We start from the raw sequence: 20,987 nt of genomic DNA on the forward strand, positions 1-20,987 counted from the left end.
CGTGGAAGGCGGGGCAAGCCGTCCGGCTCGCCGAGATGTGGACAGCGTCCAGGCTTGGGACGTTTAAGTAACGCTATCGTCACTTAATGGACGTGACAACCGCTTTCGAACGATTGTTCGTCAAGCGGCCGCGCTGGGCCGCGCGGTGACGCGGCCGAGCCACGCATGGACTTGGCCGTAGTCCTCGGGGACCGCGACACCGATCATCCGCCCGAAATCCACTGTGGTCAGCGCAACGATGTCGGCCATGCTGTAAGCCGAACCGGCGATGAAGGCCTTGCCGGCCAGCTCCCCATCCAGCCAGCGATAGCTTCGGTCTGCGTGGGCGCGGTTGGACTCGCCGAAGTCCTTGTATTGGGTCAGCAGGCCCGCCGTCAGCGGATGAGTGTGGCGCCAGATATGGGCGATCGGCGCCATGAGCTGGAATTCGATCCGCCGGATCCACATGTCGATGGTCGCCTGCTCCAGAGCAGTTTCGCCAAACAGCGGCGATCGCGGGTGCAGGCCCTCGAGATAGCGGCAGATGCTGACGCTCTCGCTCAGGAACGTGCCGTCGTCGAGCTCCAGGACAGGCACCTGCCCCAGCGAGTTCTTCTCCAGGAAGGCCTCAGCCTTGTGGGCGCGCGCGCTCAGCGGCACGCGCTCCTGCTCCAGGGTTAGGCCCTTCTCGGCCAGAAAAATGCGGACCCGGCGCGGATTGGGCGCGGGATTGTCTTCGCCATAGAGCTTCATGCGTGGTCGCCTCCCCTGCGGCTTCGCGCTGTATGCAGGGTCTCGACGCCCCGCCGCTAAGTAACGGTATCGTCACTTACTTGCGGGGGCAACCGTCGTCCTCGCCAGAGGGCGGTCTTCAGGCGGTCTTGGCCGGGCGAGGCTCGCCGTACTTCTTGGCTAGGGCCTTGGCGCCGGCGACCACCGCCAGGGTGATCGCTTCGATCATGGCCTCGTCATCGCCGTCGCGAGCGTCCAGCGCCCCCGCCGTGCCGGCGACCATGAACCAGGCATATTGCCTGGCCTGCCGCGCGGGCAGGCCGAAGGCCTTCTGCAGCCCTAGCGCCCAAGCGTCGGCGTCAGCCTTGCGGTTGGCGCGCGCGCGCTCCGCCAAAGGGCCACAGTCGCGGACGAGACGAACGAACAGCTCGCCCCGTTCGTCGGCGCGCCGACACCAATATTTCAGGGCCCCGCGGACCCACTCCTCGAAGGTCGACGCAGGCCCTACCTCGCTGGCCAGGCGCTCGACATAGATTTGGGTCTCGCGGTCGAACAGCGCGGTCAGCAGGTCGTCGCGATCGCTGAAATAGCGATAGCCCAACGCCTTGGTGACGCCCGTGAGCGCGGCCACGCCATCCATGGTGACCGCGGCGACGCCCTGCTCGATGACGATCTGGGCGGCCGCATCGAGAAAGCGCTCGCGTCGCTCGGCGCCTTTCAAACGTGTCTGGGTCATGCCCGCATCGAAACTCCGACCATCTCCCTTTTTGGCGCGATGGCGCGAGAAGTAGCAAGGGCGGGTTCGCCACCTCACGACTTCCAGCGCATACGCTTACGGCCGCGCTGCGCCGCGGTCACGAGGACGGGCGTCGCCATTTAGCGTGAGGTCCAAAGCTAGGGGCCGCGCGGAGGGCCAACGGGGCCACGCCGTTCGTGTTTCTAGGGTTCAGGACCAGGTGCTGGCGGCACGCCGTGAGCGCCCGCGCCCTGACGTCGTCGGCGGCATGGGCCTCGCCCAGGCCGTCGAAGGCGTTCCGGCTGTCGGGATGGAGGTCGACCGCCAGTTTCAGGACGCCGGACGATCTGGCGGTAGTGCTTGAACGCCCGGCTGTGTGGCAGGGCTGTGTGGCAGGGCCGTTGGTGCGGGTGGCGAGGGCGGCGGCGGCGAGCGTCCCGGCCCTCAGGACGGAACGCCGGTTGCGGTGGAGCAAGACGTAAGGTTCATGAGGCGCCGCGGCCGCTGTCGAGGACATCGTCTCCGAGCCGGAGGCGAAGCTGCTTCTTGTCGATCTTGCCGACGCTGGTGCGCGGAAGCGCGTCGATCAGGATCAACCGGTCGGGCGCAGCCCAGCGGCTGAGATGTCCAGCGGCCACGAGGGGTGACATTCGGTCCTTCAAGGTCTGCAAGCGTGGCGTGCGACCGGGGCGCGGCACAGCGAACAGCACAGGCCGTTCGCCCCAACGCGGATCGGGCGCGCCGACAACGGCGGCCTCGGCGATGTCCGGATCCTGCAGGGCCAAGTCCTCGATCTCCGCAGAGGACACCCATTCGCCACCTGTCTTGATGACGTCCTTCAGCCGGTCGCGGATGACGATGTCGCCATGCGTCTCGCGGCTAGCGACGTCCTGGGTATGGAGCCATCCTCCTGCCCAGAGCGCGGCGCTGGCCGCGGCGCTGTTTGGATAGGCCTGGGTCAACCACGGCGCGCGGACAACGATCTCCCCCTGTTCGTTTGCTGCGCCGGAGACGTCCTCGCCGTTGTCGTCGTGGAGCCGGATCTGGACCAGGGGAATGGGCCTGCCGGCCCATCGGCGGACGGTCTCTCCTGGCCGGCTGTCGTCGTTTTCATGGCGCGACAACGTTAGGACCGGTCCGGTTTCGGACATGCCATAACCAGCCACGGCGATGATGCCCCGGGCGGCGGCGGCGCGCAGCAGGGTCGCCGGGAGGGCCGATCCGCCGATGATTATGGTCCAGGGACCGAGCCAGGCGTCCGGACCGGCTTCGTCCAGCAACATCTGAAGGATGGTCGGCACACAGTGCGAATAGGTGACGCCCTCCTCCCGCTGCAACGCCAGGAGGCGGGCGGGAACGTAGCGTCCTGGATAGACCTGCTTCAGTCCCAGCAATGTCGCCAGATACGGCAGACCCCAGGCGTGGACATGGAACATGGGGGTGATCGGCATATAGACCGACTCGCGTCCCAGGCCTTGGTTGTCGGGCTGCTGCCCCATGGCGAAACCCACGGCCAGGGTGTGGAGGACGAGTTGCCGATGGCTGAAGGTCACCGCCTTTGGCATGCCGGTCGTGCCGGTCGTGTGGAAGGTCGTGGCGAGGGCGTTCTCGTCGAAATCGACGAAGGCGAAGGTTTCGGCTCCAGCCGAGAGAAGCTGTTCATAGTCCCCGACGGCGTCATCGAGCGAAGCGGGCTGTCCATCATGGCAGGTGATGATCACGCAGTCCGGTTCGATGGCAGGGCGCAGCGCCTGAAGGTCTTCAACGAAGTCCGCGTGCACGATCATTGCGCGCGGCTGGGTGTCCTTCAGGGTGTAGGCGATCTGGTCCCGCGAAAGCCGGACATTCACCGTCTGCAGCATGGCCCCCATCATCGGGACAGCGAAATACGCCTCCAGATAGCGATGGCTATCCCAGTCCATGACCGCGACGACGTCGCCCTGGTCAACGCCGTGGGCGGCGAGCACGGCGGCTAGGCGTCCCACGCGATGCGCCAGCGCCTCATAGCCGTGACGCCGACCGTCTGATCCGACAATCTCGCGACCGCTGCGGGCGTCCAGCGCACTCTGCAGCAGTTGCCGGATCAGCAGGGGATAGCCGTAGGCGTTGGGTGCGGGATCTGCGAAGCGAAGAGCCATCGATCAGCGCGCCTGGGCCGCAATTGGCATCGCCGGCGTCGGCCGCCGGCCCGTGGTGGTCCAGGCCTGCAGGGCGTCGAAGGCGGCGCCGAGCTGTCCGGGGGTGAAGCCGCAGTGGGCCAGCCCTTCGAGGCCCGTGCCTGTAAGGGGCATGGTGATCTCGGGCACGGTGATGGCCAGCAGGCGGTCGGCGTTTCCGGCAGCCTCTGTTTTGCGGATCAGACCTTCGAACTGGCTGTAGGGCACCAGGGAATCGATGCGGTTGTGGATGGCCACCAAAGGAACGGAGAACCGGCCTGTCGAACGCCGCCAACGATCCGCATAAGCCACCGCCGAAGGGGTGGCGCTCACACGACCGATGTCGCGGTTGAGGGCGGCCGCCTCCTCTGCCGATAACAGGGGACTGGCGTAGACCTTGGTCGAACTGTCGTAGACGCCGCCGCCGAAGGTGGCGTTCATGTCGTCCATCCCAAGGGCGACGGTCATGATCGGGACGATCAGGGAGGCCGGCTCCGGAGTCACCCCGGTGATCGAGGCGATCTTGTTGATGATTTGCGCCTCGCGGCCGTCGGGGGTCTTGCGCGCCGCCTTGAAGAGCGCCGCGATCGGATCGGCGATCCGCTTCATCTGCAGGAGCCGGAAGGGTTCGTTCAGCGCCCCGATGGCGTTCGGCGCGATCGGGGACAGGGCCGAACGGTTGAGATCGACGTTCCCGGGCAAGGCGTAGGGGGTGCCGCGAGTATAGTAGGCGTAGAGGGCCCGCAGATCGATCAGCAGGCCCACCTCGTCGGTCCAGTTGTCGACCAAGCCACAGCCCGAAAGTGCGCCGTTGAACGCATCCGGTCGTGTCTCGATGATGGCCATGACGATATTGCCGCCCATGGAGCCGCCGGCCACATAAGCTTCGCTCACCCCCATTCGTCCGAGAAAGGCGCGCAGTCGCAAAGTGTTCTCGACGGCGGATTCGACGCCGATCCCAGCCTTGTCAAAATCGCTGTGGGCGATGGCGAAGCCCTGCGCATACGCGCCCTTCATCAGCCCCCCCGACGGGTCCTTGTCCGCGGGGTCTTCGGAGACGGCGATCGAACTGCCGGGCGCAGAGTAGCCATGGGCGAAGACCAGCACCTTGCCGTTCCAGCGAGCCGGGACGGCCATGGCGAAATGGTCGCCCTCCAACCTGCCGTTGACGGTGAAGCCGCCGTCTTTGCGCGGCCTGGCCTTGATATCCGTCGCCTGAGCGGAAGCCCTTTCGGCGAAGGAGGCCTGGGCGGGTTGCAGTTCGGCGTTGGCTCGGGTGCTGCAGCCAGCGCTGGACAAGGCGGCGGCGAGGGCCAAGCCCGCCAGGCACGCGGGTCCTCGACCGCGGAGCGGCTTCATGGACATTGGAAAACCTGAGATCTGTGGTTGAACATCACTTGATCGCGTCAGCGGACGGCTTGCGGCCGATCTCGGCCCATTGACGCAACGCGTTCCAAGCCGCCGCGGTCTGGGCTTGGTCGAAGCCGCAGTGTGTGTAGCCTTCCACCCCGCCCGGCAGCGGCGCCTTCACCGCGGGCACCGCGTAGGCGGCGAGCTTGTCCTGCTCGCCAGCCTTGGCCACGGCTTTGGCGAAAGCCTCTTCCTGCGAATAGGGGACCAGCGAATCGATGCGGTTGTGAAGGGTGACCAGCGGCGTCCTGATCCGCCCCTTAGCGGTATGCCAACGGTCGAGATAGGCCAGGGCGGGGGCGTCCGCCTTCAGGCGCTGAACCCCGGCGTTGATCGCCGCCGCCTCCTGAGGGCTCATGTCGGGCGTGGAGAAGTCGCGGCCCTCGTTGCCGTAGACCCAGCCGCCGGCCGTCGCGATCAGATCCTCCGACGCCAAGGTCGCGGTCACCAGCGGATAGACCAGGGACGCGGCGTCGTACTCGAAGCCGCCAATCGTCGTGACCTGGCGAACGATGCGCGCCTCGGGGCCTTGCGGATTTCGCTGCGCCGCCGCCCACAGCGCCAGCGGCGGGGCGGCCATCTTGATCATTTGTCCAAAGACATAGGCCTGGGCGGTCGCGTCGTCGGCGCCCGTGGGTGGCTCCGGCGCGATGACGTTTCGGCGAAGATCCGTCTGGGGATAGGCGTAGGGTCCGCCGCGCGTGAGGAAGGCGTAGGCGGCCCGCATGTCGTAAAGCCGGCTCAGCAGGTCGCGCCAGCTGTTGACGACCCCGCACCGCGCCAACCCACCCGCGAACGCCTCTGGATGCGTCTCCAGCAGCGTGACGACGATGCCACCGCCCATGGAGTCGCCAGCGACATAGATCCGCTTGCCGCCAAGGCCGGCCACGAGATCGCGCAAGCGCAAGGTGTTGACCGCGCCTGTCTCCACGCCGAGACCGGCCTTGTCGTACGCGCTGTGTCCCGCCGCGAAACCCTGGCCGTAGGCCTCCTTGAGGAGACCGGACTTGTCGACCGGGTTGGCGGAAACGGTGACAGGCGTGCCGGGCGCGCTGTAGCCATGCGCATAGACCAGCCCGTCGCCGTTCCAGTCGGCCGGAATGGCCAGCGCGAACTGGGCGCCCTTCAGCTTGCCGCCTAGCAACAGCCCGCCGTCCGTTCCCGGGCGGCCCTGGACGTCGGTTGCGCCAAGCGCGACGGCTTTTTCCACCAGCCTCGCCTGGGCGGGCGTCAACGCCTTGCCAGCCTCCGCGCCCGTCGCGATGAGCGGGGCGGCGATCGGTGCGGACGCCGCGCTCATGGCCAGCATCAAGGGGAACAGTCCCACCAGAAGGCGCAATCTCAATGAGCGGACCATCACGGTCTCCGGGTCGAGGGTGGGGACGAGAGGGGATCGACGCCGAGCCAGCGGTCGAAGAAGCTCGCGATGCGCGCGTAGGCTTCCTTGGATTCCGGCATGTCCGGCCAGACGAAGAAGGCGTGCGGCAGGCCGTCGAAGAGCTGCAGATCGCTCTCGACGCCCAGCCGGGCCAACCGGCGATGGGCCAGGCTGAGCGCGCTGACCGCGAAGTCTCGCCCGCCCGCCAGCAGCAGGGTCGGCGGCATCAGCGCCGTCTCCGCGTCGGACGTCAGGGGATAGGCGGCCGCGTCGTCGTGGGAAACGCCGGCCATGTAGGGCGTGGGCAAGACGTCCGGCAGCGGCGGCGTTCCGGGGCCCGTCGGCGCCAGGCCGGCCAGATAGGGGCTGTCGCCGGAATAGGGCGCGCCGGTGCCGCACAGCGTGCCGATCGCCCCGGGCCGTGGGAGACCCTGCCTTCTGATCCAAGCGACCGCCTGGGCCGTGATGACGCCCCCCGCCGAACAGCCATAGATGCCGATATTGGCCGCCGGATAACGCGCCAGCAGTGCGCGGTACACCGCCGCCACGTCTTCGGAGGCGGCGGGATAGCGATGCTCGGGCGCCAGTCGATAGTCGACCGCGACCACCCGAACGCCCATCGTCGCGGCGATCGGTATGGCCTCGACGAGCGCGCCGGAGCCCGCACCCCACAGGAAGGCGCCGCCGTGAACGTTGATCAGCACTCTGTCCTTGTTACGCGCCGATGCGCCGCCGATAGGTTCGACTGTATCGACCGGCACGCCGTTCAAGGTGTCATGGGCTTCAACGACTTTGAAGCCGCGCCTCATCTCGGCCAGCCGCTCGTCGTTGAACGCGCCGTAGAACGCCTTTTGCCTGCTAAGATCGCCCTTGAAGTCCGGCGCCTTGGCCGCCTCGATCCGCAGGAGGACGGCGCGGGCCTCGGCGCTGAGTTGGTTGGAGGGCGGTAGGACCGAAGTCGGCGACGGGCCCTGCCCCCGCGCGGGATCGGTCAGGAGCGCCAGACCCGCGACAGCGCCAGCGACACTTGCAAGAACAGACCGCGCTCGCATCACGCCACCCCGCCCGACCGCGCGATCCGTCCCAAGACCTCGGCGCTGGGCTTGGGCGTTCGCCGGAACGTGCGGCGATCCACCGCCACCAAGCCGAACTTGGGCCCGTAGCCGGATAGCCATTCGAAGTTGTCCAGCAGCGACCAGTGGATATAGCCCAGAACCGGGACGCCCGTGGCCCGGGCCGACAGCACCGAGGCGACCGCCTCGGGGATGAACCGGGCGCGTTCGGCGTCGTCTTCGGCGTCTATGCCGTTTTCCGTCACCAGCACCGGCTTGCCGGTCCGCGCATAAACAGACCTGACGACGTTGCCGACGGCCGACGGAAACCACTCCTGGCCGTTGGGACGCCGAGGTCCCCCAGGCGGCGCCGACACAGATCGCTCGCGCCCGATGTAGTCGCGGCCATAGACCTGCACGCCGATGAAATCGTCGCCGGCCGCGGCGGCGAAGAAGGACTCGTACACATCGGCCCGTTTTCGCTCGAGGGCGCTGTCGGGAACGACGGCCACCTCGTCGGGTATCGCCAGGCTCAGCCCCACCGGCAGATCGGAGCGGTGCGCCTTGATCGCGGCCCGGGCCAGCCGATGGGCGGAGATGACGTGCGGGATCATCGGACGCGGATCCTTGTCGCCCATCAGCAAGGAAAAGCGGCTGGATCCGCTGGCCTTGGCCGCGGCGGCGATGCAGGCCGCCATGCGGGCGGTGAACGCCGCCGGGGGCGGGCTTGCAGACCATCGCCCCCCCAGGGCCAGGTTCGGTTCGTTGAAGGTCAGGGCATGGCTGAGACCGTCAGCCACGCGCCGGCTCACGCGGTCGCAGAAGCGCGCGAAGAGCTCGGGCGCTTGCGGATTTTCCCAGCCGCCCTCGGCGGCGAACCACCGCGGCGTGGTGAAGTGATTGAACGTGACGACAGGCGCCAGGCCCTGTTCGCGGCAATGGTCGACCATGCGGCCGTAGTGGTCCAGGAACGCTTGGCTGAACTGTCCCTTGGTGGGCTCGATCCGCGACCACTCGATCGAGAACCGGTAGCAGTTCAGGCCCAGCGCCTTGACGATGGCGATGTCTTCGCGCCAGTGATGCAGGCTGTCGCAGGCGTCGCCGGACGGCTCGGCGAACACCGTGGGAGTGACCTGCTCCAGAAGCCAGATGTCGGCATTGACGTTGTTGCCTTCGACCTGGTGTCCGGCGGTGGCCGCCCCCCACAGGAAGTGCGGCTTGGCGGCGACCTGCCCCGCCCGCGCAGACGCCGCGGCGGCCAGGCCAAGTCCCAGCGCTTTACGGCGATCCAGCCTCATCGCACCGCATCCGCGCCAGGCTTCTTGCCGCTTCGGACCCAATCTCGCATGGCTTCGAACGCGGCGATGTTCTGGCCTGGCGAGAAACCGCAGTGCGTGAACCCTTCCAGACCTTCGGGCAGAGGCACGCGAGTCGGCTCCAAAGCGTACTGAGCCAGTCTGCCGCTGTTCCCGGCCTCGGCGACGACCCGACCCAGGCCCTCGGACTGCGAAAACGGCACGAGGGCGTCGATCGTCTGATGCGCCGTCACCAGAGGGATCTCGAATGTTCCGCTGGTTTCGTGCCAGGCGCGGGCATAGGCGACGGCCGCGGCGTCAGCGTCATAGCGCTGCATCTTGCGATTGAAGTCCGCCGCCTCGTCGGGCGTCATTTCCGGCGGCGCGTAGACGCGCGCGCGATTGCCGATCGGCAAGCCGCCCATGGTCGCGATGATGTCGTCCATGCCCAGGGCCGCCGCAGAGAGGGGCGCGCCCAAAGCCGCCGGATCAGGCGTGAAGCCGCCGATCGCCGCCACCTGCTGGATGATCCGGGCCTCCGGGCCTGCGGGGTTGGCCTTGGCGGCCAGGAAGAGGCCGAAGATGGGCGTCAACAGCCGCATCTTCTGGGCTTCACGGAACGCATCGCCCGGTGTGGCGTCGCCGGCGGGCGGCGTCACGGGCAAGGCCGAGCGCGTCAGGTCTTTTTCGCCGGGCAAGGCGTAGGGCGTGCCCGCGGTCAGGATGTCGTAGGCCCCGCGCATGTCGGTCAGCTGCTGGATGAGTGGCCGCCAGCCCTGGGTGACGCCGCACATCGCGACCGCGCCAGAGAACGCCGTCGGATAGCGATCGATTAGCGCCATCACGATGCTGCCGCCCATGGAGCCGCCGACGGCATAGAAGCGCTCGCCCCCCAGGGTGGCCGCCAGAGCGCGCAAGCGCATGGTGTTCTTGGCGCCGGACTCGGTCGCGATACCGGACTTGTCGAACGCCGCGACGCCACTGGCCACGCCCTCGTCATACAGGTGGTTGAACAAGCCGCCTCCCGGGTCCTTGGCGAGCAGATCCATGGGGACGGTCGGCGCCGAGCCCGGCGTGGCGTAGCCTTGGCCGAACAGCATGATTTCGCCACGCCAGGTCGCCGGAATCGCCAGGACGAAGGCGCGTCCCTCGAGCGTCCCCTTGAGGATCATGCCGCCAGCAGGAGCGGCCGAGGCGCTCAGATCTTGCGCGCCCGCCCGCTCCGCCTTGACCAAAAGCTTGGCTTGGGCCGAGGTGGGCGCGAAGGCCGAAGCGGCGTGCGCCGGCGCGGCCGGTTGCTCTGCGCGCGCGACGGCCGAGCAGAGGAACACGGCCCCCAGCGCCGCGCTGGAAATCCAATGTCGCATGATCAGCCCCTCAGTACCGGTAGCGGAGCTGAACGCCGTACTGAGCGGGCTCGCCGAAGATCGAGCCTGCGAAGCCGGAGTTGTTGTATCCGGGGTTGGCGGTGACGCGGTAGGTCTTGTCCAGCACGTTGGTGGCGAAGACGGCCAGGTCCAGCCGCGCGCCCCAGACCTCCCGCCAGTCGAGCCTCAGGTTCAGCAGCCCATAGGCGGCGATCGTATCGAAGGGCTGCGCTTCGGGCGTCACGCGCTGGCTCGACTGATGCGACCAGTTGGCGGTGAAATCGAGACGGCCCGCCTCGGCAGGGATGGGCAAGGCGATCGCGGCGCTCAGGCTGTATTTCTGCTTGGGGACGAAGGAGAACGGCGTGCCCGCCAAATCCCGGCTGGGCTGCGCGGCCGTCAGGGCCTGCGGGATCGCCGGGATAGCGATCGTATCGTATTCCAGATACTTGGCGGAGTTGTACGAGTAGGTCGCCCCCAGCGTCACGCCCTTGACCGGGATGATCATCCCTTCGAACTCGAGACCCAGAACCCGCGCCCGCTGGGCGTTGGTGAGGATATCCGAGCCCGAGATCGCGGCGCGCTGAATGACCTGGATGTCGTTGTACCAGGTGTAGAAGGCCGACAGATTGGTGCGCGCCCTGACGCCGTCCAGCGACCAGTCGCGCTTGATCCCCACCTCCGCGTCCGTCACCTGCTCTGGGCGTACAGCGAACAGGGGGTGGCTTTCGCCCAGGAACAGCGAAACGATCGGATTGCTGGCTCCGGACTTGTACCCCCGCCGCGAGACCGCATAGACGAGCGTCTCGGGGTCGGCCCGCCAGTCCAGACCGACCTGCCAAGTCGCGCCGTCGCTCTTGCCGTTGAAGGTCGGCGACGTGCAGTTCGGATATTTCAGGGTGGGAAAGCCTCCCGCGGCGACGGCCTTGAACGCGTCGTAGACGCAAAGATTGGCGTTGAGACCGATGACCTGAGCGGCCTGCGCCGGGCTCACAAGGCCTAGCGCCGCGAGCTTGCTGAAGATCTGATAGCTGTCGGCGTCCTGATAAGCCTGGATGTCGCCCCCGAACCGGTCCCACGTCCACCGATAGCCGACCGTGGCGGTCAGGTTCGGCGCGATCTCATACTGCGCCTGGGCGTAGAGCGCCTTGCTGCGACCATCCACATGGGCGCTGGGCTGCAGGCTCAGGGCCGGCGCCAGAGGCCCGGACAGGCCCAGCGTGGACCAAAGCGCCTGCGGAACGATCAGCGGTCCGCCGCCCAGAAGCCCGCCTACCTGCATCGGATTGACGGTCCTAAACGTCAGCGGCGCCGGCGTCTTCTGGTCCAGGAAGAAGCCGCCGCCCTGCACGCGCAGCGGGCCACGGTCATATCGAACCTGCAGCTCCTCCGTCACGGTGCGCAGATTGTTGTTCCAGCCGCCGGGATAAGCCCCCAGAAGATCGGCGATCGGCAGGAGCGTGGAATCCCGATCATTGGCGCTAGTCGATCGGGTGCGCGCATAGCTCACGATGTTCTTCACCGTGACGGCGTCGCCGACCCGCCATTCGGTGTTGTTAAGGACCAGAAGGTTCTTGGCCCTTTCGAACGTCGGCACGCTGAGCGCCGTCTGGCGGACGCCCCGCGCCTGCTGGGCCGCGAGATAGGGCTGAAGCAGGGCGGCGTAGGGCCGCGCCGGGTTCACCGCCAGCAGGATGCTGCCGCCGCCATGCTCGTCGACCTTGAGGTAGTTGACGGCCGTGTAGTTGCGTAGCCGCTCGGTCGGATTGAACTGGACGCCCAGGCGGAGGCTGTAATTGTTTCGGTTCAGGTAGTCGCGGCCGGTATTGACGTCGCGCACGTAGCCGTCGCGCTTGTCCATCTGGCCAGCGAGGCGGATCGCCAGGACGTTGTCGACGAGCGGCAGATTGACCGCGCCCTGCAGGCCGCGGCGGTCGAAGTTGCCGATCGTGGCGTCGATATAGCCCTCGACCGTGTCCATCTTGGGCCGCTCGGGCTCCATGAGCACCGCGCCGCCGGTGGTGTTGCGACCGAACAGCGTGCCTTGCGGCCCCTTCAGAATCTGCAGAGAGGCCAGGTCGTAGAAATTGCCCGGTCCGCTGGCCGAGCTCGGCACCTCGGCGAAGTAGCCCACGACCCCCGGACCGCTGCCCGTGCCCGGCCCGCCGCTCCCGCCCATGCCGCGGATGGTGTAGCTTTCCTGGTTGCGCGACACGTCCCCCAGCACCGAGAGCGAGGGGGTGAAGTTCTGAAGATCGCTGCCGTTATTGATCGACTTCTCGCGAATGGCGTCCTGCGAAAAGGCGGTGATCGCCACCGGAACGCGCTGCGCCCGCTCGGCTGTTCGGCGCGCGGTCACAACGATGTCGGTCATCACGGTCGCTTCGCTCGCGGAGGCCTGAGACGCCGCGTCGGCGGTCTCAGCCACCAGGGCGGCGTCGTTCGCACGGGCGTTCGGACGAGACACCGCAATCGAGCCGCTGGGGTCGCGATGGATCACAAGGCCCGATCCGGCGATGATCGCCTCGAGCGCGGCGTATTCGCCAAGCTTTCCATGGACCCCTGGAGATCGCATGGATTGGATCTCGTCGACCCGATACAGGATCGCGCGTCCCGACTGCCGGGCCCAGGCGTCGAGCGCGGCCTTCATGGCGCCCGCTTCGATGACGTAGGTGCGAACTCGTGGCGCAAGCTCAGGCTGGGCGATCGTCGTCTGGGCCATCGCCGGCGCGCCGGTCAGGATCGCACCCATGGCCGCCGCGGCGAGCCAATTCTTCTTGCTCATCATAGCCTCCCTCCCAGGCTCGAATGGCCTCTTCGGGCCACCTACGCACTGAGACGGTCGGCGAAGGAAACCTCGTAACACACCGGTTCAAGATTTTACCGTGATCACGCCTTCCTCCTCGACGACCTGCAGACCAAAGGCCGAGCGCAACAGACGCGCGAACGCCTCGACATTGGTGGCCTCGAAGGTTCCGCCGATGCGGATCGCTGCCGCCTTGGGATCGGCGACCCGGATCTGGCGGCGGTTGTAGCGATTGAATTCCGCGGCCGCGTCGGCCAGGGTCACCTTGTCGAACGACAGCATGCCGCGGCGCCAGGACAGGGCGTCCTCGATCTGCCGCGAGGATCGATCCGCCAGCAGCGTGGAACGGCCTTGAGAAACGGCGACGTCCCCTGCGGTCATGATCGCCGCGGCGCCCTTCCCGCCGCCTTGCGCATCCTCCAGGCGCACGCGGCCCTCGACCACCGAAACCGTTACGGTCTCACCGTCGCGCCGCACCGAAAAGCGCGTTCCCAGCACCGTCACCTTCCGGTCGCCGGCCAGGATCACGAAGGGATGACGAGGGTCGTGCGCCACCTCGAAGAAGGCCTCGCCGCGATCCAGCCAGACCTGACGTTGCCGCTTGTCGACCACGGCGCGCAACGCGCTGGCCGTGTTGATCGTCACGAGGCTGCCATCGTCCAGCCGCACCTGCCTGTGCTGTCCGATCTGCGTCGTCAGTCCAACGGGCTCGACGGCGCGGGGGACGATGGAGTCCGAGCGGGCGATTAACGTCCCTGTCAGGGCAAGCGCGACACAGGCGGCAAGGGCTCGAATAGCGGGCCCGCGCCAGAGACTAACTCTCAACCGAACGGTCCTGTCGCTCCTCAGGGCAGCTAGACGATCGGCGGCCTCCCATCCGCGCTCAAGGCGCCATAGCGCGGCCTTGTGAGCCAGGCTTTCATTCAGCCAGGCTTGCAGCGCGGCCTCGTCCTCCGCGCTCCAGTCGGGCTGCTCGCGCCGGACAAGCCATGTCGCCGCGCGGTGTTCAATCTGGCGCGCCGCGGTCATGGCGCATCCTTTCGCCGCAGTTTTTTCGGCGTCTGGCGCTCGATCCGCCCTTCCCCGCCCAGCATGAAATTCGCCAGGGCCCGCAGGCCGAGGGTCAGCTGCCGTTCCACCGTGTGATGCCCTACGCCAAGCCGTTCAGCCGTCTCGCGAATATTGAGCCCCTCCACGCGCCGCAAGCGAACGACCTCGCGGCAGCGCGGCGGCAAACGTTCCAGACCAATCATGGCGCGCCGCAATTCCTCGCGCGCGGTGTAGGCCCGGTCGGTGGCCGAGATGTCCATCTCACCGACGAGATCGAGGTCCGCGACCCGATCGAACGAGACGATGCGGTCGCGGCGGGCCCTGTCGATCAACAGATTGCGGGCGACCGTGAACACAAAGGCCCTCGTCGACTGCGGAATGCCGCGCTGCGCGCCCATCAAGGCGTGCTCGTAGACCTCCTGGCGTAGATCGACGACGTCGTCTCGCACGCGGCAATGGCGCGCGAGGAAGCGTTCGATGTCCGGTTCGAAGGGGAGCACCTCCTCCACGAACCAGCGGCGTAGGGCGCTGTCGTCTTTCATCGGTGACCAGGACGAACGAACTGGGCAAAGCCGTAACAGCTATGGCTTTGTCTTTTTTCACCTCGGCGTCCAGCGTGACCATTTTCAACGGTCACAGGAACGGCGTCATGCTTGCGTCATAACCGGAAGTTGGTGTGGCTCCATCAACTGGACATTGACTGGCGGGACTAACCTTGGCGCTCGCCCTGGTCGGCCCCTTTTAGCGCGCCCTGTTGCCTCGATGTCGCATCGCCGACGTTGCCGTGGTCACCGACCCATCGTCCGACTACGTGTCCTCTCGAGCCTGGCGAGTAGCCGATCGTAGGTCGACTGACGGATCGGGCGGCCATCGCGCAATGATCGCCAAGTCGTTTCGCTCACGCCTAAAACCTCCTGCAGCCAAACCTTGGTCACGGCTGGCAAGGCTCCACGGATGACAAGGACCTGCTCTCGGTCGACGAGCACCATGTTCATAGGAAGGGCTTTCGAAAATGCGGTAGCGGTGGGGTTTGAAAAAGGAGCGAGGACATCACGGCTTCAGCGTCCGCGCCTTGACCTTGGCCGCGCCCTTCAGGGTCAGATCGGCCGAGGAGGCGCCCACGGCGACCTGATAGTCGCCGCCGGTCAAGGCCCAACGATTGGCCTTGGCGTCGAACTGGCCCAGCACGCGCGGATCAGCGGTCAGGGTGACCCGCCGCGTCTCGCCGGGCTTGAGCTCGATCTTGTCGAAGCCGATCAGCCGCTGGACGGTCTTGCCCGCCGCGCCGGTCAGATAGACCTGCGGCGCGTCCTTGCCGGGCCGCTGGCCGGTGTTGGTGACGTCGAAGCTGACGTCCAGGGTCTGGCCGCCCGTCACCTTCAAATTGGCGTAGGCGAAGGTCGTGTAGGAGAGGCCGTAGCCGAACGGGAACAGCGGCTTGGCGCCGGTCTGGGCGAAGCGGCGATAGCCCACGTCGGCGCCCTCGGAATAGACCACGTCGAACTGGGTCTTGTCGGGCAGGCCCAGGCCCGGCAGCTGAGCGCGCGGATACTGGTCGATCGACGCGGGGAAGGTCATCGGCAGACGGCCCGACGCATCGACCTCTCCGAACAGCACGTCGGCGATGGCCTCGCCGCCATTGGCGCCCGAGTACCAGGCCTCGACCACCGCGCCGGCCTGGGACAGCCACGGCATCGACACCGGCCCGCCGGTCTGCAGCACCACGATGGCGTTGGAATTGGCGGCGGTGACCGCAGCGATCAGGGCGTCCTGGCCGTCGGGCAGCGATAGGTCCGCAGCGTCCTCGCCCTCCCCCATCCACTGGTTGCCGAACACCACCACGATGTCGGCGGCCTTGGCGGCGGCCACGGCCGAGGCGATGTAGCGGCCGTCGTCGAAGCTCACCTTGGCGTCCGGCGCGACCTTGCGGATCGCGGCCAGCGGCGAAGAGCCGTTGAAGTACTGGCTGCGGAACGGCCCCATCATGCCCTCGCCGCCCAGCGGAATGATGGTCTTGGCGCCGCCCGGCGGCGCCACTTGCGACGAGCCGCCGCCCGACAGCACGCCGGCGTCGGCATGGCCGCCGATCACGGCGATGGACTTGGCGGTCTTGGCCAGGGGCAGCAGGCCCGGCCGGTTCTTCAGCAGCACCACGCCTTCGGTCGCGGCGGCGCGCGCCACCGCGGCGCCGGCGTCGTAGTCGATGGCCCCGCCCGGCGCGACCGGCTTGTCGAACAGACCGGCGGCGAACATCGAGCGCAGGATTCGGCGGCTGGCGTCGGCCAGGCGCGCGGCCGGGACCTCGCCCTTCTCGACGGCGGCCTTCAGCGGCTCGCCGAACCAGACCTGGGCGTCCAACTGTTCGCCCGACTGCTGGTCCAGGCCCTTGAGGATATAGTCGGTGGCGTGGACCGCGCCCCAGTCCGACATCACCCAGCCCTTGTAGCCCCAGTCACGCTTGAGGACATCGTTCAGCAGATGGGTGTTGCCGCAGCTGTAGTCGCCGTTGACGAGGTTGTAGGCGCACATCACCGAGCCCGGCTGGCCCTTTTCGATCGCGATCTGGAAGGCCAGCAGGTCGCTCTCGCGGTGGGCCGCCTCGTCGATCACCGAATTGGCGAAGTGGCGATGGGTCTCCTGGCCGTTCAGCGAGAAGTGCTTGACCGTCGAGACGACGCCCTGGTCCTGGATGCCCTTGATCGAAGCCCCGGCCAGGTTGCCGGCCAGCCACGGATCCTCGCCCAGATATTCGAAGTTGCGGCCGTTGCGCGGGTCGCGGGCCAGGTTGACACCGCCGGCCAGCTGGACGTTGAAGCCCTTGGCCCGCGCCTCGCGCCCGACCACCGCGCCGCCTTCATAGGCCAGCTTCGTGTTGAAGGTCGCCGCCAGCGACAGGCCCGACGGCAGCGCCGTGGCCCCGTCACCCGGCCGCACGTTCAGCGGATTGGTCACGCCCAGGCTGGCGTCGCTCTCGTTGACGGCCGGCACGCCCAGGCGCGGGATGCCAGGGATGTAGCCGGCCGAGCCGATCGCGCCCTCCGGCTTCTTGATGCCGAAGATCGGCATCGACATCGGCCCGTGCACCAGGCCGATGCGCTCGTCGAGGGTCAGTTCCTTCTCCAGCAGGGCGGCGCGCTCGTCGGGCGACAGCTTGGTGTTCATCCAGGGCTGGACGGACGGCGCGGCCGCATGAGCGACCCCGGACATCGTCAAAACCGCTAGGCTCGAGGCGAGCGACAACGCCCGCTTTCTACGCGCGGACCTCGCCAAAGAGGCCTGACCAGTCGTCGCGAAATTGAGTGCGATGGGCACGAGCTTCCCCCAGATCTGCGCGGCCCTCGGGTCGAGAGCGCTCTCCACCGCTTCTTTGGCGGGGATGGAGGCGTTGTATGCGCGAACGAAAACGTTTTCTATAATAATCGAAATTGGTCAGGCCTCTTTTTGCAGCCTGGCGGATAGGGGAGGTCAGGCGCTGGGCGGCGCGGCCGACTGACGACAAATCAGGCGGTAGTCGAGCTTCTGCTCCTCGACTCGCGCCCGGAAGCGCTGATCCCCGAAGCCGCCGATCAACATCTCGGCTGCGGCCTCGGCCATCTCGGCGATCGGTTGGTGCACCGTCGTCAGGGGCGGCCAAGAGGTTTCCCCGGCCGGCGAATTGTCGAAACCGACGATCGAAAGACGTTCCGGCACGGCGACGCGGTGCTTGGCCGCCGCGGCCAGCGCGCCGACGGCCATTTCGTCATTGCCGGCGAAGATCGCCGTCGGCGCAGGCTCGAGAGCCAACAGCGCCTCGGTCGCGCTGAAGCCCGACATGCCGAAGAAGTCGCCCTGGGCGATCCAGTTGGCGGGAACGGCCAAGCCGCGCTCGGCCATGGCGGCCAGATAGCCCGCCTTGCGCCGGACCGCCGCGCGGTGACCGGCCGGTCCGTCGATGAAAGCGATGCGCCGATGCCCCATGTCCCAAAGCGCCAGGGTCTGCTCGCGCGCGGCGGCCTGATCATCCATCCAGACATACGGCGAGCGCGCCTCATTGCTGTTGGGCGCCAGGCGAACGTACGGGATCGCCGCGTCCTCGATCGCGGCGAGAAGGTGAAGATCATCCGACAGCGGCGGCGTCAGGATCAGGCCATCGAACGCGGCGGAGCGCACGAACGCGGCCAGCGCCTCGGGGTTTGGCATGCCTTCGGCGGTCTCGAGCTGTTCGACGAGCAGGTGGTACCCGGCCCGGTGACAGGCCCGCGTGGCGCCAAGCTGGACCTCGCCAAGATAGTGATAACCGCCCAGGCGCAGGAAAAGGACGCCAATCAGATAGTTGCGCCGCCCCGACAACGCCCGGGCCGAGACGTTGGGCCGATAGCCGAGGCGCTCGACGATCTCGAGGACGCGGCCGCGGACTTCGGGCCCGGCCCCTTCCCCGCGATTCAGGACCCGCGAGACCGTCGCGATCGACACACCCGCTTCCCGCGCGATGTCCTTGATCGAAACGCCCTTGTCGCCGCTCTTCCCCATCGCCTCATGTCTAGCAGGAAATGCCCGACCGACGAGCCCCCTCCGGCGACGGGCAAGAAAAAGGCGGCGCGCCAAGAAGACGCGCCGCCGGTCGCGAGAGCGACGAAGTCCCGGGAACAAGGGAGGACATTCCCGGGTAAAGCGCGGCGGGGCGGCCGCGCCGACCTAGATCCTAAAAGCCCATACGCGCGCGGACGCCGACATAGCGCTTGGAGTTGCGCGGCAGCAGCTGGGCGACAGCCCCGGCGTTGGACGACCCGGTGTAGCCCAGCGAGGAGGCGTAGTGCTGGTCGAACAGGTTGTTGACGAACAGGGCCACGCGATAGGCGCCCTCGTCGCGCCCCGCGACGCCGATGCTGGCGTTGACGACGCCGTAGGCCTTCTGACGCGAGATCGGCGTGCCCAGCAGGTCGAGCATGACGGCGCTCTGGTGGGTGTATTCCGCGGTCACGAAGCCGTCGAAGGGCATGTCTGGCATGGCGACGTCGTAGACGCCGGCCAGCGAGTATTTGAACTTCGGCGAGTTGGCGAGCGGCTTGCCCGACAGGTCCTGGAAGTTCGCGCCGCCAACGGGGCGGCACCCCTGGGCCAGGGTCTGGTTGGTGTAGCACGGCGCGTTGGCGAACTCTCGGATCGTCGCGTCGGTATAGGCGGCCGATGCGTCGATGCGCAGAGCGCGGACCGGCTTGGCCGAGACCTCGACCTCGACACCCTTGCTGCGCAGCGAGCCGACGTTGCTCAGTTGCGGCACGATGGTGCCGTCCGGCTGGGTTACGCCGCCCTGGGCCTGGAAGTCGGTGAAGTCGGTGAGAAAGCCGGTGACATTCAGCTGGACGCGACGGTCCAGGATCCGGCTTTTCAGGCCCAGCTCATAGGCCTTGCTGGTCTCGGGACGGACCGGTTTTGCGGCCCGGGCCGGGTTAAAGCCGGTGCTGATGTCGAAGCCCTGCCCCTTGTAGCCGGTCGAGAACGAGGCGTAGGCCATTACGTCGTCGGCCAGATCCTGACGCAGCGCCACCTTGTAAGTGATGTGGTCGTCCTTGGCCTTACCTGAGCAGGTGATCAGGCACGAGGCGTTGTTGGCCGGCGGCGTGGCGGTCGGGGTCGTGTTGACGAAGGTCGCCTCGACGACCTCGTGGTTGAAGCGAAGCCCGCCGTCCAGGTGGGTGCGCTCGCCCACGTGGTAGGTCATCTGGGTGAAGGCGGCCATGGTCTTGGTGGTGGCGGTCGCCGCCCAGCTGGTCGCGGCGTTGGGTCCCCGCGCGTAGGAGCGGTTGGAATCGCCGTCGGCGTAGAACAGCGCGAACAGGTAATCGAGCTTTCGCGCGCCGCTGGAGACCAGTCGCAGTTCCTGGGTCAGGTTGGTCGAGTGGAACGGGCCGCCAGCCGTCGAGCCCTTGGGCAGGATGCTGGTCGGATCGGCGGCGTTCAGCAGGGTCGGCGATCCCAGGGTGTCCAGGTCTTCCAGGAAACGGAAGCGCCAGTCCTGATAGCCGGTGATCGAGACCAGACTGGCCCCGCCCAGATCCAGACTGGCGCGGCTCGTCAACGTGGTCTGTTTGCTGGTGTTCTTCGGCTCGGTGTCGATGCGGATCTTGTAGTTGTCCGCGCCCGGCGTCAGGCCGACGGCCGACAGGGCCAGCGGCGCGCCAAAGGCGACCGCGCCAGGGTTGATGCTTCGGAAGGTGCGAACCTGGCCATCGGTCTTGGTGTTGGTGTGGGCGGCGGTCAGGCTGATGTTCAGGTTGTCGGTCGGATCCAGTTCCAGCCGGCCACGGACGCCATAGGCCCGCTCGCCGTTCAGCTTGTGACCGGTGTTGAGGTTTTTGATGTAGCCGTCGCGGTCGCCATAGAAGGCGTTCAGGCGGAAGCCCGCCTTGTCCGAGATCGGGCCCGAGACCATGCCTTCGACCCGCTTTTCGCCGTCGCTGGTCAGCGTCCCCCCGACGGAGCCCGTCAGCGTCTTGGTCGGCTTTTGCGTCACGATGTTGATGACGCCGGCCGCGGCGTTCTTGCCGAATAGCGTGCCTTGCGGACCGCGCAGGACTTCCAGGCGGGCGATGTCGTTGAGGCCCGAGAAGGCCTGGGCCTGTTGCAGCAGCGCGACGTCGTCGACCACGACCGCCACGCTGGGCTCGATACCGATGCTGAACGAGAACGTGCCGATGCCGCGCAAGTTGATGCTGTTGCCGGTCGCATTGGTGTTTTCGGTGACCGTCAGGCTGGGCGACACGCGCACCACGTCGGTGACCTGAGCCACGTTGCGCGCTTCCAACTGCTCGGCGCTGACCGCGCTCACGGCGGCGGGCACGTCCTGCAGGTTCTGCTCACGCTTCTGCGCGGTGACGACGATTTCGTCGAGCGCGACGTTCTGGTCCGGGGCCTGGCCGGCGGCCTGCGCCCAGGCTTGGCCCGACGTGGCGATCATGGCGGCGCTGGCCATCCAAAGAAGACGTCTGTTCATTATCCCCTCCTAATTATTGGCGACGGTTTGCCGCGCCTAATCTGTCTGACCAA

At 67.3% G+C, this 20,987-nt stretch carries 14 protein-coding genes; all 14 read right to left on the bottom strand.

Annotation, left to right across the window (positions count from 1 at the left end; genetic code table 11):
- Positions 1 to 120 precede the first annotated feature (120 nt).
- The 14 genes from MZV50_RS23180 to MZV50_RS23245 all read right to left on the bottom strand — a co-directional run bounded on the left by MZV50_RS23180 (position 121) and on the right by MZV50_RS23245 (position 20,934).
- On the bottom strand, positions 121 to 732 hold the full coding sequence (locus tag MZV50_RS23180) for a glutathione S-transferase family protein (RefSeq protein WP_252631689.1): 612 nt from the start codon (positions 730 to 732) through the stop codon (positions 121 to 123).
- A 118-nt stretch (positions 733 to 850) separates the two neighbouring features.
- On the bottom strand, positions 851 to 1,447 hold the full coding sequence (locus MZV50_RS23185; protein WP_252631690.1) for a TetR/AcrR family transcriptional regulator: 597 nt from the start codon (positions 1,445 to 1,447) through the stop codon (positions 851 to 853).
- Positions 1,448 to 1,932: 485 nt separating this feature from the next.
- A complete protein-coding gene (locus tag MZV50_RS23190) occupies positions 1,933 to 3,585 on the bottom strand; it encodes a long-chain-fatty-acid--CoA ligase (RefSeq protein ID WP_252631691.1) in 1,653 nt (550 codons plus the stop codon).
- Between the two features lie 3 nt (positions 3,586 to 3,588).
- Complete coding sequence (locus MZV50_RS23195) at positions 3,589 to 4,920, bottom strand: S9 family peptidase (RefSeq protein WP_252631692.1); 1,332 nt, start codon at positions 4,918 to 4,920, stop codon at positions 3,589 to 3,591.
- A 76-nt stretch (positions 4,921 to 4,996) separates the two neighbouring features.
- Positions 4,997 to 6,370, bottom strand: coding sequence for an alpha/beta hydrolase family protein (locus MZV50_RS23200; protein WP_252631693.1), 1,374 nt, complete (start codon positions 6,368 to 6,370; stop codon positions 4,997 to 4,999).
- Entirely contained in the window at positions 6,370 to 7,443 is a 1,074-nt protein-coding gene (locus MZV50_RS23205) for an alpha/beta hydrolase (RefSeq protein WP_252631694.1), read from the bottom strand. Before MZV50_RS23205 ends, MZV50_RS23200 begins: the two co-directional genes overlap by 1 nt.
- Positions 7,443 to 8,741: a glycoside hydrolase family 1 protein gene (locus MZV50_RS23210; protein WP_252631695.1), complete on the bottom strand. Its 1,299-nt coding sequence runs from the start codon at positions 8,739 to 8,741 to the stop codon at positions 7,443 to 7,445. The genes MZV50_RS23205 and MZV50_RS23210 overlap by 1 nt, the downstream gene beginning before the upstream one ends.
- Positions 8,738 to 10,105, bottom strand: a complete 1,368-nt coding sequence (locus MZV50_RS23215) for an alpha/beta fold hydrolase (RefSeq protein ID WP_252631696.1) — start codon at positions 10,103 to 10,105, stop codon at positions 8,738 to 8,740. The genes MZV50_RS23210 and MZV50_RS23215 overlap by 4 nt, the downstream gene beginning before the upstream one ends.
- Before the next feature lie 10 nt (positions 10,106 to 10,115).
- Complete coding sequence (locus MZV50_RS23220; protein WP_252631697.1) at positions 10,116 to 12,890, bottom strand: TonB-dependent receptor; 2,775 nt, start codon at positions 12,888 to 12,890, stop codon at positions 10,116 to 10,118.
- An 87-nt stretch (positions 12,891 to 12,977) separates the two neighbouring features.
- On the bottom strand, positions 12,978 to 13,940 hold the full coding sequence (locus tag MZV50_RS23225; RefSeq protein ID WP_252631698.1) for a FecR family protein: 963 nt from the start codon (positions 13,938 to 13,940) through the stop codon (positions 12,978 to 12,980).
- On the bottom strand, positions 13,937 to 14,503 hold the full coding sequence (locus tag MZV50_RS23230) for an RNA polymerase sigma factor (RefSeq protein WP_252631699.1): 567 nt from the start codon (positions 14,501 to 14,503) through the stop codon (positions 13,937 to 13,939). Before MZV50_RS23230 ends, MZV50_RS23225 begins: the two co-directional genes overlap by 4 nt.
- A 508-nt stretch (positions 14,504 to 15,011) precedes the next feature.
- The gene (locus tag MZV50_RS23235; RefSeq protein WP_252631700.1) at positions 15,012 to 17,168 is read right to left on the bottom strand and encodes a beta-glucosidase family protein; all 2,157 of its coding nucleotides are present in this window, start codon (positions 17,166 to 17,168) and stop codon (positions 15,012 to 15,014) included.
- Positions 17,169 to 17,426: 258 nt separating this feature from the next.
- Positions 17,427 to 18,545 (bottom strand): LacI family DNA-binding transcriptional regulator, encoded by a 1,119-nt coding sequence (locus tag MZV50_RS23240; RefSeq protein ID WP_252631701.1) that lies wholly within the window; start codon positions 18,543 to 18,545, stop codon positions 17,427 to 17,429.
- Positions 18,546 to 18,642: 97 nt separating this feature from the next.
- Positions 18,643 to 20,934 carry a TonB-dependent receptor gene (locus tag MZV50_RS23245; RefSeq protein ID WP_252631702.1) on the bottom strand — a complete coding sequence of 764 codons (2,292 nt, stop codon included), beginning with the start codon at positions 20,932 to 20,934 and terminating at the stop codon, positions 18,643 to 18,645.
- Positions 20,935 to 20,987 lie beyond the last annotated feature (53 nt).

It is taken from the genome of Caulobacter segnis, assembly GCF_023935105.1.
Taxonomy (GTDB): domain Bacteria; phylum Pseudomonadota; class Alphaproteobacteria; order Caulobacterales; family Caulobacteraceae; genus Caulobacter; species Caulobacter segnis_B.